Annotated in this window: 14 protein-coding genes; 11 read left to right on the top strand and 3 right to left on the bottom strand. The window is 53.9% G+C overall.

The annotated features are described in order from the left end of the window. Positions 1-90 precede the first annotated feature (90 nt). The 10 genes from ACIQUB_RS16445 to ACIQUB_RS16400 all read left to right on the top strand — a co-directional run bounded on the left by ACIQUB_RS16445 (position 91) and on the right by ACIQUB_RS16400 (position 9,760). Positions 91-984: a DUF4238 domain-containing protein gene (locus ACIQUB_RS16445; protein WP_402930662.1), complete on the top strand. Its 894-nt coding sequence runs from the start codon at positions 91-93 to the stop codon at positions 982-984. 164 nt (positions 985-1,148) lie between these two features. Then, positions 1,149-2,279, top strand: coding sequence for a hypothetical protein (locus ACIQUB_RS16440; protein ID WP_402930660.1), 1,131 nt, complete (start codon positions 1,149-1,151; stop codon positions 2,277-2,279). A 71-nt stretch (positions 2,280-2,350) separates the two neighbouring features. Then, on the top strand, positions 2,351-2,608 hold the full coding sequence (locus tag ACIQUB_RS16435; RefSeq protein ID WP_402930658.1) for a hypothetical protein: 258 nt from the start codon (positions 2,351-2,353) through the stop codon (positions 2,606-2,608). Next, entirely contained in the window at positions 2,605-4,014 is a 1,410-nt protein-coding gene (gene hxsB / locus ACIQUB_RS16430) for a His-Xaa-Ser system radical SAM maturase HxsB (RefSeq protein ID WP_402930657.1), read from the top strand. Before ACIQUB_RS16435 ends, hxsB begins: the two co-directional genes overlap by 4 nt. Further along, complete coding sequence (gene hxsC, locus ACIQUB_RS16425; protein WP_402930655.1) at positions 4,011-5,099, top strand: His-Xaa-Ser system radical SAM maturase HxsC; 1,089 nt, start codon at positions 4,011-4,013, stop codon at positions 5,097-5,099. Before hxsB ends, hxsC begins: the two co-directional genes overlap by 4 nt. Continuing rightward, on the top strand, positions 5,096-5,698 hold the full coding sequence (hxsA, locus tag ACIQUB_RS16420; protein WP_402930653.1) for a His-Xaa-Ser repeat protein HxsA: 603 nt from the start codon (positions 5,096-5,098) through the stop codon (positions 5,696-5,698). Before hxsC ends, hxsA begins: the two co-directional genes overlap by 4 nt. 25 nt (positions 5,699-5,723) lie before the next feature. Beyond that, positions 5,724-6,401, top strand: a complete 678-nt coding sequence (locus ACIQUB_RS16415) for a VWA domain-containing protein (protein ID WP_113198217.1) — start codon at positions 5,724-5,726, stop codon at positions 6,399-6,401. Beyond that, on the top strand, positions 6,401-7,171 hold the full coding sequence (locus tag ACIQUB_RS16410; protein ID WP_402930650.1) for a PP2C family serine/threonine-protein phosphatase: 771 nt from the start codon (positions 6,401-6,403) through the stop codon (positions 7,169-7,171). The genes ACIQUB_RS16415 and ACIQUB_RS16410 overlap by 1 nt, the downstream gene beginning before the upstream one ends. Continuing rightward, on the top strand, positions 7,168-9,078 hold the full coding sequence (locus tag ACIQUB_RS16405; protein ID WP_402930648.1) for a protein kinase domain-containing protein: 1,911 nt from the start codon (positions 7,168-7,170) through the stop codon (positions 9,076-9,078). The genes ACIQUB_RS16410 and ACIQUB_RS16405 overlap by 4 nt, the downstream gene beginning before the upstream one ends. A 289-nt stretch (positions 9,079-9,367) precedes the next feature. Beyond that, positions 9,368-9,760, top strand: a complete 393-nt coding sequence (locus ACIQUB_RS16400; protein ID WP_402930646.1) for an SH3 domain-containing protein — start codon at positions 9,368-9,370, stop codon at positions 9,758-9,760. Between the two features lie 261 nt (positions 9,761-10,021). Here the strand turns inward: ACIQUB_RS16400 and ACIQUB_RS16395 are convergent, their stop codons facing one another. Continuing rightward, a complete protein-coding gene (locus ACIQUB_RS16395) occupies positions 10,022-11,530 on the bottom strand; it encodes an anti-phage dCTP deaminase (RefSeq protein ID WP_402930644.1) in 1,509 nt (502 codons plus the stop codon). A 55-nt stretch (positions 11,531-11,585) separates the two neighbouring features. Here ACIQUB_RS16395 and ACIQUB_RS16390 point away from each other — a divergent pair, with 55 nt between their 5' ends. Beyond that, a complete protein-coding gene (locus ACIQUB_RS16390; protein WP_402930642.1) occupies positions 11,586-11,777 on the top strand; it encodes a hypothetical protein in 192 nt (63 codons plus the stop codon). Positions 11,778-12,166: 389 nt separating this feature from the next. On the opposite strand, the gene ACIQUB_RS16385 is transcribed toward ACIQUB_RS16390, so the two are convergent. Further along, a complete protein-coding gene (locus ACIQUB_RS16385) occupies positions 12,167-14,389 on the bottom strand; it encodes a CHAT domain-containing protein (protein ID WP_402930640.1) in 2,223 nt (740 codons plus the stop codon). A 147-nt stretch (positions 14,390-14,536) separates the two neighbouring features. Next, positions 14,537-15,808 (bottom strand): three-Cys-motif partner protein TcmP, encoded by a 1,272-nt coding sequence (locus tag ACIQUB_RS16380; RefSeq protein ID WP_402930638.1) that lies wholly within the window; start codon positions 15,806-15,808, stop codon positions 14,537-14,539. Between the last annotated feature and the right edge of the window lie 24 nt (positions 15,809-15,832).

The following is a 15,832-nucleotide window of genomic DNA, read 5'->3' as shown; positions in this document are numbered from 1 at the left end:
AACATTATATTCTACCCAAAGAAGCATAAAACTTGAATAGTTGTCGGATATAAACAAATATTGTCGTTCTGTTTTCTGAGATTTCGGTATATGTCGAACAACGCGCCACATCGTCACCATTACGTTCCACAGATGGTGCAACGAAACTTCGCCAGCGAGATTGGCGGCTTACACTTTTGGCGCCGAGGTATGGACATCGGCGACGTTCGAATCACAAAACCATCGAACCTTTTCGTTGAGGACCACTTATATACGATCGTCGACAAAATGGGTTCGCGCGATCATTCAATTGAGCATTGGTTCGGCAGACTGGAAACCCTTGCGGCGCCATTCATTCAGCAGTTTCTCGATATAGTTCGGCACGGCATGACGCCAATCATGAATCGGACCCACTGGGACCTCTGGCACATCTACATCTACCATGCTCAGAAACGGACTGTGGCTTGGCACGAGCGCTTTCTTAAACCTGACGACTTTCTGGCCGTATTGAAGGCGACTGCTTCAGAACAGCAGTGGCTTCAGCATATCCGGGCCTGGGAAGAGGATCGGGAGGATACTCTGCGTGAGATGAAAAACGCCCGCATCGCTTCGCAGGCTGACCCGATGCCCCCCGTAATGCTGGAGGAGTTCAGAAGCTTAGGGTTGGTCATCTACGTGGCGCCGCCTCGGACATCGTTCATTCTCGGTGACGATATGAGCGGAGACGCATTGGTCAGTTCACGTGACGGCACACCAGGTCCGCGTAGGGTGCAATTCATGCCAATCGCGCCAGACGTTGCAGTCGGCTATTGCGACACTCGGGGCGTTCATACGGACCACTTAACAGCCGCAGATGTTAGGCGGATGAACGAGGCTATGGCCAAGCAATCGTATCTCATTGCTGGACGATCGAGGGCACAGATCGCTTCATTGTCGCGGATTCCTTATGATCCGCCCGACATAATGAAGGGATGGGCCGAGAGTAGACACGGCGCGTCCCAGTAAAGTCCAGGTGAAAGCTCCTTTGGTCGAATCTGCTTTTTTCGATGCGCGGAAGTTGTACATGCGAACCAGTCTTGCAAGCTCGGTGTTCTCGTGGTTTCGTTTCGGCATCCAATGCCGCATCGGGCGCAAATAGCTCATAGCAGCATCTCCATGAGGTTACTTGCATGAAAGTAGGTCCGGTACGGCAATTGGCGGCAGCTGCGCTGGCTGCCGCGGTGGCTGTAGCCTTCCCCCTCTTCGGCCATGCTCAAGCAATAGAAGACCTTACCCCGGGAAACGACAAAGCCGCTCTTTGGCCCTTCGGAAATCCAAAGGAGACCAAGACCTCCGCAGGTTACACGACCAATAGATATCTTCTGGCGAGCGGCGCTGAGTTAGCCGCAACGTTTGATATCTCAACCAGCAGGATCGTTGCTCTTGAGGAAAGTTGGGCAGGCAATGACAATGGGCCGTCTGCTGGCTTCGGTGATTTTCGCTTTGGCCGGACGACCTTGACGGATATCAGGTCGCGAACGTCCAGCAACGGCATTCTTTACAAGCAAGTTACGCCTGTAGGCGCCGACCAATCAGGCGCAATCAATTTCTCTTCCTTCTATGACGTAACCTCGAGCACAAACGTCGTGCGTTTCGTAACGTCAATTGATCGCGCTGCCCTCGGCAGGCTAAGCAATCGATACGGTGAAAGGGCATACTATTACACTGGATCGGCTGCACTGTTGCGATCGGTAACCGTAGCGACAAGGGAATACCTGGAGAAATCAACGGGAACTGATCGAGTATTGGATTCCCGATACACATCGGTCTCGTGGGCACCGGCGGTAGAAGCCACACCTGCCAAGCCGGCCATTTCCCTCGCCCGTATCAAGCCATCGCAACTGCCCGTTTTCCGAATTTATGACGGCCCAAGAAATTTTCCCGACTTCACCGGCCGCGACAGCAAATTCAGCATGTACAGAACCCGCATCACGAACGGCATGACGGATGGGCCGACTTTTGCCGGAGAGTACTCGGTCATTCAGATCGGGTGTGGGACGAGTTGCTCGTTCGTGTATGTGGCCGACAACAGGACTGGCGAAGTGTTCAATGCTCCGGTGGGCGGCGAGGACAACCTTTCGCTCGAACTGCGATACGAGGTCGGAAGCAAATTGATGACCTCGCAGTGGGGCGACTACAACGCCAACAAGTGTTTTGTTCAATTCTACAGTTTCGATGATGGCGAATGGACCGAGTTGCTGAAAAGAGAGGTCGGAACACTCGACGCCTGCATGAAAACCGTAGTCGACAACATTCAATAGGAATGCAAAATCTAGCTGTTGCTTGGGGAAGCACAACCTTCTAGTGTCCAGAGACAAGTCGGACAGCCAAAATGCAATCGATTCCACTCAGAATAGAAATCCCTCCGCAGTTCCTTCCCTATCTCTCCGACACGATCGTTCGTTTCAGGTACCTACAACCCGACATCGAGCTAGAGATGGGCAAAGGGTTCGTGCTTCTGTCCAAGGCTGACGCGCCTCCGGCCTCGGGTCTCGATCGGGATTTTCTATTCTGTCTGTACCGACAGAAAATCTATGCAGAGACCCTTCCATTGCGCTCCGCGCTGATTGCCGGAGTGACCGGCGCTTGACCGTTTTTCCGCTCAAATTCAAGCCTGCAGCCGATGGAGGCTTTTTCTTCGCCGATGACGCTGGCGGGTACTTCAAATCGGATGAAGACTTTCTGTCGCGGTACGTCAGCGACACGTTAAGCGGTAGCGATAGAGAGTTTCTACTCCGCGGCGGTCACGCTTTCGAGGAGCCTGGTGACCTCGCCTATGCGGGCTTCGAGTTCAGGTTTGCAAGCCGGCTGTATGTGCCCGGACCTTTAGATTACATAATTCTCGTCCCGACACTCCGGTGTAATCTAGCCTGCGGGTACTGCCAGGTGTCGCGCGTCAACGAGAACACTCCTGGTTTCGATTGGAATGCTGACACAGTCGAAGCTGTGATCGCATTTCTCGGAGGCATCTCCGCACCAAAAATGAAGATCGAGTTCCAAGGCGGAGAGCCGACTTTACGCCTCGATATACTTTCGAGGATCCGGGATTTCTGCCGCTCCAGATTTGATCAATGCGAATTCGTCGTGTGCACGAATTTGCAGAACTTGACCGACGAGATCTGGGACTTCCTTTCGCTCCCGGACGTTTTCGTGAGCACCTCGCTCGACGGCGATGTTTCAACGCATGAGTTTCAACGGACATTCGAGTCTCGGCGGACCGCGCAGTTCGTAAACAATCTTGACGCCGCGATCGCGCGTTTGGGCAACGGCAAGGTGAGCGCGTTGCCGACAATCAATCCGCATCGTCCCCCAGATCCAAAATCAGTTATCGAGGCCTATACCTCCAGGGGAATGCACTCCATCTATCTCCGCCCAGTCAATTTTCAGGGATTTGCTCGCAAGCGGTACGATGCCCATGCCTCCTCGTCGATCTGGAACAATTATCATTCACGGTTCATCGACGAGCTCGTGGAATACAATTGGAGGGCCGAAACTCCCGCCGAAGAATACTACTTCGTCCACTGCCTGCGGCGGATTTTGCGCGCCGGGCACAATGGCCACGTCGATCTGCGTAATCCAAATGTTGTTGGTCATGGATATGTGGTCATCGACCACGATGGCAAAATATATCCCACGGATGAGGCGCGGATGGTTAGCAGGGTCGGGCAGTTCGACCTGTCAATGGGTGACGTTTTCAACGGGATGTCGACGGCGACGATAGACGCACTCAATCAAGAGGCGTCGAACAATTTCCATCCGGATTGCGTGCATTGCGCCTACCAGGCATTTTGCGGCGTCGACCTCGTGGACGACCTCTCTCGCTACGGCCGTATCGATGTGCCTAAACACCAGACGGATTTCTGTCAGCGCCATTTTGCGATGTTCGACAAGATTTTCGCGATGATCTATTCAGACGATCCCAAAGTCCGAAAATCTATGGCGATCTGGGCTGGCGTCCCGAACTTTGATCCCTCGCTCGCGCGGTGGCATCGATGATCGACCTTCGCCTGGAAATCGATCCGCTTCCAATCGATGAGCCCCTTGTCGTCAGGCTGCGAAACCAATCCGGAGTGGGTGGAGGCGAACATGATGCCGTACTCATCGACGTCGATAGCTCCAGGCTGGAGTACGACTATAACGGATTTTCGCTTGGCCTTTACCGCAGGGGAGAAGAGAGCTTCGACGGCGACGTCATTATGGCATTGCCGGGAAGTCGCACTGCTCACCGGCTGATCAGGTCGACAAGCCCGCACAACACGTTCTTGGTCACAGAGCAATGCGATCAGTTGTGCGTGATGTGCTCGCAGCCACCCAAAAAGTATCACGCAGATCTCTTTTCACAATTTGCCTTGGCCGCTAGCCTCGCGCCTCGGGGTGCCACGATCGGGATCTCGGGCGGTGAGCCGTTACTCCACAAGGAAAGATTGTTCTCGATGCTCGAAGCGGTCGCTTCCACGAGGCCGGACGTTAGGTTTCATGTTCTCAGCAATTGCCAGCATCTGGACAATGAGGACGTCGAACGTCTTGTTTCCATCGGGACCGACAAGATCCTCTGGGGAATCCCCCTCTACGCGGCGGACGCCCCAACACACGATCGCATCGTTGGCAAAGTAGGCGCCTTCGATAAGCTTCAACGCGGCCTTGCCATCTTGTTGAAGGCGGGTTCTTCCGTGGAGTTGCGCACTGTTGTGATGCAACAGAACAAGGAACGCCTGGCGGAATTGGCAGAGTTCCTGTTCACTCGGCTGAGTCACATCGACGTCTGGGCTATCATGCAAATGGAACGCATCGGCTACGGCCGCATGAACTGGGCAAACTCGTTCCACGATACGTCAACCGACTTCGACGGCATTGCCAAAGCGATCGATATCGTCTCGGCGCGAGGTATCTCCGTCGCACTCTACAACTTTCCGCTCTGCTCGGTACCGACCCAGTACCGAACATTCGCGCTTTCAACCATCTCGGACTGGAAGCGAAAGTACCTCGATTTTTGCGATAAGTGTGGCGCACGCGTAGCTTGTGGTGGTTTCTTTGAGTGGTATAGTCACAACGAGGGGTTTTCTGCGCTGGGTTCACTATGAAGAAAAAGTTGTTTCTTATTCCGTCGTTGATCGCGGCGGGTTTTCTGCCATCCAAGGCTGGAGCGGTCGTTCCCGGAGATTTCGTCACTAAGAAAAACGGGCAGCCCTCGGTTCTCGAGCGGCTGAAGCTCAAGCACATATTCACGTTGGCTGGACACAGATCTCACAGCTCGCATCGCTCCCATTCAAGTCATCGGTCGAGCAGTGGCGGCGGCTATAGCTATCGCAGTTACAGTTCGCCTAGCTACTCCGCGCCATCCGTCCCGACATATACGGCGCCAGCACCGACCTACACCGCTCCCGCACCCGTTTACACGCCGCCCGCAGCGCCGGCTCCATCGGTTGCAAGCCCACCGGCTGCGGCGGCGCTCGCAGCTCCACTCAAGACATTGCCGGGCAACACTGACAAGTTCAAACGCATTGCGATGCAGGTCCAGACCGCGCTTACGGCCTATGGCTACTACTCCGGCCTGATCGACGGGAAGGTCGGTCCGAGTTGCAAGACGGCGCTGGTGGCTATGCAGACGGACTACCGCCTCAAGGTAACCGGAACTATCACGCCGGAGGTGCTCGACGCCTTCGGGATTGTCGCGAATTGAATTCCTAGCAGGAGAGACTAGTACAATGAGCAATCCGTTCGAGCAGCAACCCTTCGAAGGCGCAGAGTTCGTCGATAATCCTGAGCCTCGGTGCCCGTGCCTGCTCATTTTGGACGTGTCGGGCTCCATGAACGGCAAGCCGATCCGCGAACTCAACGACGGCCTTGTGCAATTTCGTGATGAGTTGTTTGCAGATTCTCTCGCTGCAAAGCGCGTCGAAGTAGGGATCGTCACTTTCGGTCCGGTTTCGATCGTAAACGACTTCCAGGGAGTCCAAACCTGGTACGCCCCCCAGCTGCAATCACAGGGAGACACTCCCATGGGTGCGGCAATCGAGCAGGGCCTACAGCTGCTGAGAGATCGGAAGAACCAATATCGCCAAAACGGCATCTCCTACTACAGACCCTGGGTTTTCTTGATCACCGATGGTGGCCCGACGGATTCCTGGCAAGGAGCGGCAAACGCTGTAAAGGCTGGCGAAGCTGAAAAGGCATTCTCGTTCTTCGCGGTTGGCGTTGAGGGAGCCAACATGGAGATCCTCAGCCAGATCAGTGCGCGGGCGCCGCTCGCCCTTAAGGAACTCCGCTTTCGCGACCTTTTTTCGTGGCTCTCGAGCTCCCTCAGCTCGGTCTCCCAGTCAAACCCTGGCGATGCTGTGCCGTTGTCCAACCCCGCGACGCCGGAAGGCTGGGCTTCCGTCTAATGCGTGCATCCTGGCGTTGGGCCGGAGCTCGGTCAATCGGCACATCACACATTAAAACCGGCACACCATGCCAGGATTACGCGTGCGCCAAGGAGTTTCTGACGCACGACGGACCTGTCATGGCGGCCGTCGTGTCCGACGGTGCCGGCAGCGCGTCTCATGCAGAGATCGGCTCGAAGACAGTATGCTTTGCCTTTTTGAAGGCATGCAGATCGTTTCTGGCGCGGTCCCCATTGTCCTCACTCACAGAGGAAGATGTATGGGATTGGATGGACGCAATCCGCGAAGCAATCAACACCAAAGCCAAAACCATGGACGCCCGACCCCGCGATTTTGCGGCAACCTTGGTCGCTGTTCTCGTCGCGCCAGACTCTGCAGTAGCCGTACACGTGGGCGACGGAGCGATTGCACTTAAACGATCGGGCATCGACGAATGGGAGGTGCCGTCCTGGCCCTTTCAAGGCGAGTACGCGTCGACGACTTCGTTCGTGACCGACGATCCGCAGCCGCGGCTGGTCGTCTCATTTGTCGAAGGAACTGTCGAGGAGTTCGCCGTCTTTTCCGACGGCATCGAACGTCTGGTCCTTGATCACGTCTCAAAGACTCCGCACCATCCCTTTTTCAACCGAATGCTTGCCCCGCTGAAGGCGTCGCGAGTTCTGTCACGCGATCCGGATCTGTCCGCCGCTCTCGAAAATTATCTGGAGAGCGCGGCCGTCTGCGAGCGCACGGACGACGATAAATCTCTAGTTCTAGGATTGAGGATATGACGACGGTTGTATCGTCCGACGGCCGCCGTCTCACGCTCGGCACAATGATCGGAAAGGGCGGCGAGGGCGCGGTGCACCACATTGCAGAAGCGCCAGAACTTGCGGCCAAAATCTACAATCCTGGAAAGGCACGCGAGCGGCGCGATAAGGTCGCCGCAATGGTCGCCGGGTCACTGCACCGTAAATCGGACTATGTTGCCTTTCCAGTCGACACCCTGAAGTCGTCGTCGGGCGAGTTCGTTGGCTTCACCATGAAAAAGGTTGCAGGCTACAAGAGCGTTCATGATCTATATGGCCCCGGAAGCCGCAAGGTAGAGTTTCCAACCGCGGATATGAAGTTCCTTCTCCGGTCAGCGATCAACTTAGCGAGTGCTGTTGCCAGCATCCACTCGACCGGATGCGTAATCGGCGACATCAACCATTCGGGCATTCTCGTTTCCAACAAGGCAATGGTCTCCCTTATCGACAGCGACTCGTTCCAATACCGCGCGAGTGGGATCACATATCGTTGCCTAGTGGGCGTGGCGGAATATACTCCGCCGGAGCTGCAAGGAACTCTCTTCGACAAGGTCGACCGCAATACAAACCATGACAACTTCGGTCTGGCCGTCTTGCTATTCCAGCTTCTCTTCCTCGGCCGGCATCCTTTCGCGGGCCGGTACCTCGGAAAAGGCGACATGGACATCAAGACCGCGATCAAGGAAGGTCGTTTCGCTTACAGCTCACGGAAATCTGAAACGATGATGGAACCACCGCCATTCGTTCCGGCACTGGGTGATTACGGTGAAGACGTTCGCAAAGCATTCGAGGATGCATTTCTTCCCCCGAGCAGACAACCTGCTGGTCGACCGACCGCCGCTGCGTGGTTGAGCCTCCTAAAGGCGACAGAAGCCAGCCTTGCGATATGCTCAGCAGACAAGTCACACGCATACCCGCGTCAACTGAGCGGATGCCCTTGGTGCAAACTCGAGCGCACGATGGGGACCTCCCTGTTCCCCGCGCAGTTCTCACCTGGCGCACCGATCATGGACATCGGACAGCTTCTGACGGCAATAAAGACAATGCCTGCTCCCCCGCGAGCACCCGATCCGGAGCAGTTAATCGGCCCCCTGCATAGCCTCAGCCGTTCAGTGGCCGGGAATCGAGCGCGCCAGGAGCGGAGTGCCGCGGTCGCGGCCGCCGCCGTGGCCGCGTGCGTCGCCTTCTATCTCATGTCAGCTGTTAGCGGATTTTGGGGCTTTGCACTTCTTGTAGGCGTGGGATTTGTCGCCATTCGATCTATGGACATCAAGGGACGGTTTACCGCAGAACTAAGCGGCGCGAAGAGCGGATGGGAAGAGCAGCGGAAAATCTGGGAGAGCAAGGCGGGGCCAGAAACCTTCGAGAATCGACGCAGCCACTACCTCACACTCGGCTCGGCCCATGCAAGTCTCCCACAAAAAGAGCGTGAACGCCTTGGGGTGTTGGAAAAGAAGAAACGTCAGCTGCAGCTTGAAAAGCACATGGAGTCGCACCGGATCGACCGAGCCAAGATTCCTCGCGTCGGCCAAGGCCGGAAGGCAACCCTAGCATCATATGGTTTTGAGAACGCATGGGATGTTCAGCGGCGATCGGTCACCGGCGTTCCCGGCTTTGGTCCTTCGCTGGCGAATGACGTCGAAACGTGGGCAAGAACGGTCGAACGGAAATTCGTGTTCAACGCCTCGATACCCACCGATCCTGGCGCAGTACGGGCCGTAAAAAACGAGATTGCAAAACAGCGGGCAGAGATTGAGCGGGAACTCACGAAAGCCCCGGCTGACCTCAAGCACATATCGGAAAGCGCGAATGCGCTTAGGGTTAACCCCCCACAGGCCTTGGTAGATGCCTATACGCGTCTCAAGCAAGTCGAACTTGACGTGAGCTAGCGCGGCCATGGCGACATCGTACCAAGGCTTCTGGCTGATAGTTGGAATGACTGTAGCTGCAGTCGTTATAGCGAACGCTACGTCCACCAAGCATGGTTCGCCTAGCTATTCGAGCAGCGCGAGGAGCGTGCCTGCCCCTTCGAGTAAGTCGACGACGCAATCGTCATCCACGGCTTCATATCAGCCGTCGGGGCAGAACTCTGAGCCACCCCCATCAGCCTCCCTCCCCTCTGCATCTAACAGTCTTTCTCACCCGCCGGTCACCCGGTCGATTGATCTGGACATCCAGATGGCGTTCGATGATGCCATGAAGGTTGCACTCGCGGTCCCTGAACCGCGGACTGTCGAAATCGATGAAGGCGAGAACAACGATGCGGCAGCGGCGTCGCCGCTTTCGCCGCTTGGGGCTAGAGAGGTTCCATCGTCACCTAAGATTTTCGATGAGACCGCAGAAGTCGCAAACCAGATGCAAGGTGCATCCCGTGAACGGGTAAGGACGACTACAGACCTAAACCTCCGCGAGGGGCCCGATCCAGCATATTTGAAGGTTGAGACCCTAGCGAACGGTACAATACTGCTGGTTCTGGAAAAGGATGGCAAATGGTGGCGCGTAAAGTCCACCACGACGGGAAAAGAGGGCTGGATCAACGGGACATATGTTAAGTCAGCGGACATGCAGTAAGGAAGTCGTCTAACCATTCGAGACGACGGTCTTGAACGGACTCGAACCGTTGACCTCTTTGAAAATCTGCCCCAAAAATGGGATGCTAGTGTCCATGCCCGGCAACCATCTTGAACAGGGGCGTTGATGAGCGTGAGACGTTGATGTGAACCCTCAACCACGATCGAAACAACATGAAGCTGCGCCGAAACCCTTGCCCGTAACCGTCGAATGCAACACGTAAGTCTCACAGTGCTTGGGGACTAGCGCGGACAAGTGAGACTACGGGGCTAGTATCTCGCTCAGGGCCCGAGTTCCGCTCTTAATGACCAATAACTCTAGGTCGGCATAAAATGGTGCCTTGAAATTGACGTTTGGTCGCGCGTTCCCATTTATAAATTCGACGAAAACTCCATTCCGCTTTCGAGAGGAACGCTCAAACAGTTCGCGGTATCTCCTCGGAGTAACGCCGTGAAAGTGTTTAAAGCGCACTGAATCGTATTCGTCGAAAACTCCTCGATTGGCGCCCTCGATCTGAATAGAATCGGAGTGCAGATCGAATGCCAAACTCTTGGGATAAGGCTCAAGAAAAATCACTTCGGAGATTCCGGTCGCGACAATATGCTTAGCACACATATGGCAAGGAAATGTTGTGCAATATAGCACTGCATCTTTCAATTGAATCCCCAGCCGAGCCGCATCAGTAATGGCCGACATCTCTGCATGGACGATCCTGCCATACTCTAAAGCGTCCATAAACTGACTGTCTCGGATCGGCTTCGACTCAAAATACGCCTCAAAATCGCCGCCAGGGTTGCTAATCTCGAATAACTCCCGGAGCAACTCCTTCTTCCGTCGATCATTGGAATCTTCTCCGTAGATGTATTCTCGAGCATCGAAGGGAGGTTCATCACACCAATATGTCCCTCCTGTTGCTTTTGGAACTTCATTCGAACCCATGCTTAGTATTTCGCCTGTAGGCCGAAATATGGCGGCTCCGACTTGCCTTGAAAGATCCAAAGTTCTAAGCGCCGCAGCTTTCGCCGCAAACATCGAGTATTCCATCTTTGTTGGTGAAATATAATTCGCGGAAAACAGGAGAAAGCAAAATCGTTCTATTTGCTTTTTTACAGAGTCCTTTCCCAGCTCATCCTGGTTCACTATGAAATCGGCGTCATGGAAGATTTTTCCAACGCGTTGACCATGTGAATTACTGGTTTCATTTTGATCTCTTACCACAAGATTGTTAGCTGTTGACCTGAATGAATCTACATCGGGGCTGTTTTGCTCGTGAGCAAGTTTGCGGGAGAGGTACTCGATCCGAGAGAGCTTCTTCGAGTAAACCGAAATTTGAAAAAAGCCGCGTCCATAGACCGACCTCATTAAATCGACTTCTTCTTTGCGCTTGAATTGATGAATAATGAAAACTCGACGTGAATAACTAATTTTATCTTCGCGTTTAAACGCCCTTTGCCTTAATCTTGTTATCCGAAATATCGTGTATGCCGCCAAAATAGCGTCGTCATTAAATAATGACCTTACGTGATTCCCGAAATTAATGTATTCGTCAATTCTAATATCTGTGGGTCCACTGGATAGTGGTAAATCTATATTCATAGATCTTTTTATATTTGGAAAATAGTCTGTGACTTTGACTGGAATTACCTGATAATTCTGTGAAACGAAGAAATCTGATAGCGATCGAATTGTAGACGAGATATCGACGCCCACTGGAGCAACGATTCCGATAAACAGTTCGGGGAACTCAATGCTGGACAGCGGGTTTTCCAAGTTAACTCAACCTTAAAATTTTGATAGCATGATCAGGTCAACCGGAGAACAAACCATGCACAAGCCACGTTCGTCTGATATTAAAGCGGGTAAGCTCGGGCACTATGTCGATGATTTGGTTTCCGAAAACAGCTCGTATTACCAGCGATGGTTGATCGCTGAAGGCGATGTTTCTAACGCTAATCTGATTCGCAGCAAAGATGCCGATGAACAAATTTCAGTGCGGAATTCTGAAACTGCTGCATGATAACCAGTTTCGGCGGCTCGGATTCCGCCACCACATTTTCGATGGGAACCAACTCGGCTAGCTGTTGTTGAGACGAACGCGCATTTGTCTCAACCGATTTGGTTAAAATTGAGTGCTTTCCATTCGATTATCCGACCTCGCTGTTGATCCTAGATCAGGTCGTTTCCTTTAATGAAGGATCATCTCTTATTGGTTTATAATGCATTTTTCTGGAAGAAGTGCATAGTTGGCTCGGAAGGTTCCCGTAACTTTGGCGAGATCCGTCTTCAACTGCTCCGTCCGTTTCAGTAGCAGCAATCGTTACCTCGCGGCATCTGGCCCTTAACGCCTTGCTGAAGAAGTCGGCGGCGTGGTAGAACGCCGCTTAGGTTCTCCGATTAGCCAGACCTCTAGTTGTCGGATGTCCCAACACCTTCCTGCAAAGCAATTTCGATCAATGACTCATCGCTGAGGATGATCGCTTCGGGATTACCCAACTGCGTGTAGCGGATTGTGTCTGACTTAGCGATTGCAGCCAAGACGGATGGACGGATCGCGCTTGGCGCGAGGCCACGCACACCGGCGAGGCGATCTATAAGCTTGTCAAACCAATGAGAATCAAGGCCGTTTATTTCGACATTGGCATGCCCCTGCAATTCGTCGAAAGTGGCGGAACCTGGCGGCCCGGTAAGTTCGCTGATTATCTCGGTCGCCAACGACATGCGCAACATGCCGCTTACAATCTCCGTCCAGGTGATCGCACGTCCATATGCCCGCACGGCATTAGGCGTAAACTCAGCCAGGCGATGCATCAGCCGCCCTATGAGCATCGCAGATCTCCGGCCATCAACAGGAAGGAATGTGGCGAGGACGGTTCTTGCCCCTAGAACAATGAAGCCATTGGCGACAGTCGCATGGCTCGATGCGTCTATACCATGCGTATCGCAGGCACTCAGGATGACAATCGGCGGGCAGCGTACTTTTCCGCGAAGGCTCCAGACATCAAGTGACTGGTTTCCGATTTCCAGCCTTCCCACCGGCTTTTTATCGTTTGGGGCACCGTGACCATCGAAGATCAAAATTGCCCCATCAAATTGGTTCAATGCCGCCTCCAATTCCTCGACACTCGATATCTTGACGTGAACGAGTTCGAGCTCTGGCCAGGCATCACGAATGATATTGATGGAGCCTGAAAGGAGATCTCGAAGCGGATCAGTTGGCGCGAAAGACGAAACAACCAACACCTTGCGAAAACCTGAAGCCGTCACGAAGACTGGCTCGAATGATAACAGCTGTCCCATCAACACGTTGCCCGGCGTTACTGGTATCCGCGAGCACTCCCTGCGAAAGGACAGTGGAAGGTCATCGATTGGCAGCCACTCCAAAGGAGCGTCCGACACAATCTTCAGCGGCCCGTTGGTCCGTTTTATGAAATCTACTCTCTCTTCTCCTACTGCGGCACTCAACTGGCGCTGGATCTCGGCGAAGAGCCGCGGCGCTTTGCGTCGAGCCTCGGGCCGCTCGGCCCGTACGTTACGAGCATAGTCGGAGAGCGCGGTGAACACGTGGTTCACAGCGGGGGTCATTCTGATGACGGGTGTCGTCGTCTGTGCTGCCAGCAGTCCAACAGCGAGTGTTTGGGTTCGCAACTCGTCGGCACGGATTCCAGAGACAACTCTGGCCATTTTTGAGGTTGTAAAAAACCTTTTGTCATCTTCTGCATGCGTGGGGCTTAATCCCCTTTGCTTCTGGAAATATCGAAGGGCGCGGCGCAACGCTTTGCCCTCCAAACCCTGCACATGGAGCCTGTCGTAGAGACCGCGAAAGAAGGCGGGCTCGAAAAGGATGGCTCCGCTTGTGGCAGAGCTCAATGCGAAGATATCGTGATTTCCGACAGCTTGCCGAAATTTGAGGACTGCTCCAGCGCTTTCTATGATCGCGTCAGTATAATCCTTCTCATCGTCAGAAGCGAAAGGAACAGACGGCCGAAGTTTATAACCCACCCTGGCCATCGCCATATGGTTCGGGATTGCGATATTGTGACCTTTGACGTCGTAACTTTCCAATGTGGTTTCGGGCCAATCCCAAGGGACGTCGGACTGAGCAACGATCTGCGACTGCTTTCCAGTAAGGTTGTTTGCTTCAACTCGCAGCTTCCTAATGCAGTAATCGCGCAAGAGTCCGAGTTGGAAATTCTGGGCTGAGATGCCAAGCCCGTCGTACTGGCTGATGTGCAACGCTGCAAAGTTGACCTTTGCCCGCCAAGCCTCAATTCGCCGAGCGACGGCTTCGTCACCCGCTCCAGAAAATAGGACACAGCAAACGGGCAGCTGATCAACAGTCAGCTCTTCTAGTGCCGCGATATCGAGTGGATACCACGAGAGGCGCCGACCTCCTGCGATCCGTTGAACCGCAATATCTGCGGGATCATGTGTTCGCTCATCGATATCTGCCGGCATGCTCGTTACCGCGCGCATTGCCCAATGCAGACTAACCCAATTTCGACCGAAGCCTTGAAAGGGCGATATCTGAGCTGGCAACTCGTCGTCACCAAGGATCATAAAATAATAGATGCGAAGCGGGTCAGGCCACTCAATTATAGCCACTCGTTCGGCGTTTTCCCGTAACTCCATCGTCAGTAATCCTGAAAGTGTAAATATCTCAAAAGAAAGGAAAAGACGCCGGCCGAAATATCATCTTCAACAAGCTTTAACTCAACCAGGTTGACAAGTTGGTCGGGGTGAACACGAAGATGGATACCTTATCCGAGCTCACGAATTTCAAAGCGCCCGCGCCGGCCACAAGCGCGTTTGCTGAGAGACGCCTATCGTGTCTCTATAGATCGGAGAAGATGTGCGCTTTGGTGAATGCGCCGCATTGCGGAGATCCAATTCCTTCTCATCGACCAGAAGCGCCGTAACCTTATCGATATCGCTCAGGCGAGCGGGCGTCTCGTTGGCGATCGATGTTACGAATGCACCATAAGATACCGGTGCGTCACCATGCGTATCGCGGATCCGACGGATGAAGTCGTCGGCAAGCCGATCCTTCATGACTTCCTCGTCCTTAGGTCCAAACCAAAAATCCGGAGCATTGCCGGGATCAAGATTCGGATTGAACCCAAGCATCTCCAACCCACCGTGCCCCTGGTGCAGGGATTGGTTATTGATCAGCCAATGGCTGTCGACCATCACGTTCCTGGCCTTCAGGTGGTTCGAGAGATGCACCAGCCATAGATCCTTCCGGGCCTCTTTTGATCTAAGAAAAAATGGGCTTTGAAATTTCGCGCCTGTCATGCCCGAGATATGCCGCAGCAGCAGACGTTGGATGACATAACGTCCGCCATGCTCGCCTTTGTGACGAAGGAATTCGCGGAGCTGGTCTTCGGATATCTCAATCGGCGCAAGACGGTTAACGGTTTGAGGTTTGTCGGTGAGATAATCGATAAGCCAGCCGACGGCGAATGTGAGGATGCACTCGCCCGCTGAGAATTGGAGTATCTTTCGAACGGTTTCAAAGGCGACGTCCGAATAGCCTTTCTGATCCAGGAGGAAGATCGAGCGCCCTACTCCGCCCCGCGTGCGTTGCTCGATCCTGCGACAGATATCCGGAAACACGACCTCGAACTTTGCGTGATGAAGGAATACCGAGTTCCCGATCGCAGCAAGGTGCCCTTCCTTCGTCAACTCCTCGCGCAGAAAGTCGATGTGGTCCTTTTTGCTATCGACGAAATGATATTCGGCATCGATGGTGAGCGACTTTGTCCGCCCAACGTTAGCTTGCTCCTGAGCCTTGTTTACAGCATCCAGGAAGAGAAGTGGGGTGCCGCGGATAAGCTCGCCGGCATCACTAAATCGACCGCCGCCGCAAAATCCGTCAACCAGCGTGATGCGCTGCCTCTCCTGGGCGTGGCTGACAAGCGTTGCTGGGAAATAATTTTGAAGATAGGTCTCGATGAGACGCAATTTTGCGCCGCTGTGAGCGCTAAGGGGCGGCAGTTCACCGCCCAGCTTCCATCCGAATTCGGCGATTGTTACGACTCCCCATGCCAACCAAGTCTAAGTTGCGTTCGACAT

Origin of the sequence: Rhizobium sp. NPDC090275 (assembly GCF_044772225.1) — a bacterium.
Lineage (GTDB): Bacteria > Pseudomonadota > Alphaproteobacteria > Rhizobiales > Rhizobiaceae > Rhizobium.
Note: the sequence above shows the minus strand (reverse complement) of the source record. Positions and strands in the feature narration are given on the sequence as shown.

What these genes read in the sequence shown, in the direction of transcription:
- ACIQUB_RS16440 (WP_402930660.1), top strand. Translation starts at nt 1,149, where the DNA reads ATGAAAGTAGGTCCGGTACGGCAATTGGCGGCAGCTGCGCTGGCTGCC.
- ACIQUB_RS16435 (WP_402930658.1), top strand. Translation starts at nt 2,351, where the DNA reads ATGCAATCGATTCCACTCAGAATAGAAATCCCTCCGCAGTTCCTTCCC.
- ACIQUB_RS16385 (WP_402930640.1), bottom strand. Translation starts at nt 14,389, where the DNA reads ATGGAGTTACGGGAAAACGCCGAACGAGTGGCTATAATTGAGTGGCCT.
- ACIQUB_RS16410 (WP_402930650.1), top strand. Translation starts at nt 6,401, where the DNA reads ATGCGTGCATCCTGGCGTTGGGCCGGAGCTCGGTCAATCGGCACATCA.
- ACIQUB_RS16445 (WP_402930662.1), top strand. Translation starts at nt 91, where the DNA reads ATGTCGAACAACGCGCCACATCGTCACCATTACGTTCCACAGATGGTG.
- ACIQUB_RS16390 (WP_402930642.1), top strand. Translation starts at nt 11,586, where the DNA reads ATGCACAAGCCACGTTCGTCTGATATTAAAGCGGGTAAGCTCGGGCAC.
- hxsC (WP_402930655.1), top strand. Translation starts at nt 4,011, where the DNA reads ATGATCGACCTTCGCCTGGAAATCGATCCGCTTCCAATCGATGAGCCC.
- ACIQUB_RS16405 (WP_402930648.1), top strand. Translation starts at nt 7,168, where the DNA reads ATGACGACGGTTGTATCGTCCGACGGCCGCCGTCTCACGCTCGGCACA.
- hxsA (WP_402930653.1), top strand. Translation starts at nt 5,096, where the DNA reads ATGAAGAAAAAGTTGTTTCTTATTCCGTCGTTGATCGCGGCGGGTTTT.
- ACIQUB_RS16400 (WP_402930646.1), top strand. Translation starts at nt 9,368, where the DNA reads ATGGCGTTCGATGATGCCATGAAGGTTGCACTCGCGGTCCCTGAACCG.
- ACIQUB_RS16415 (WP_113198217.1), top strand. Translation starts at nt 5,724, where the DNA reads ATGAGCAATCCGTTCGAGCAGCAACCCTTCGAAGGCGCAGAGTTCGTC.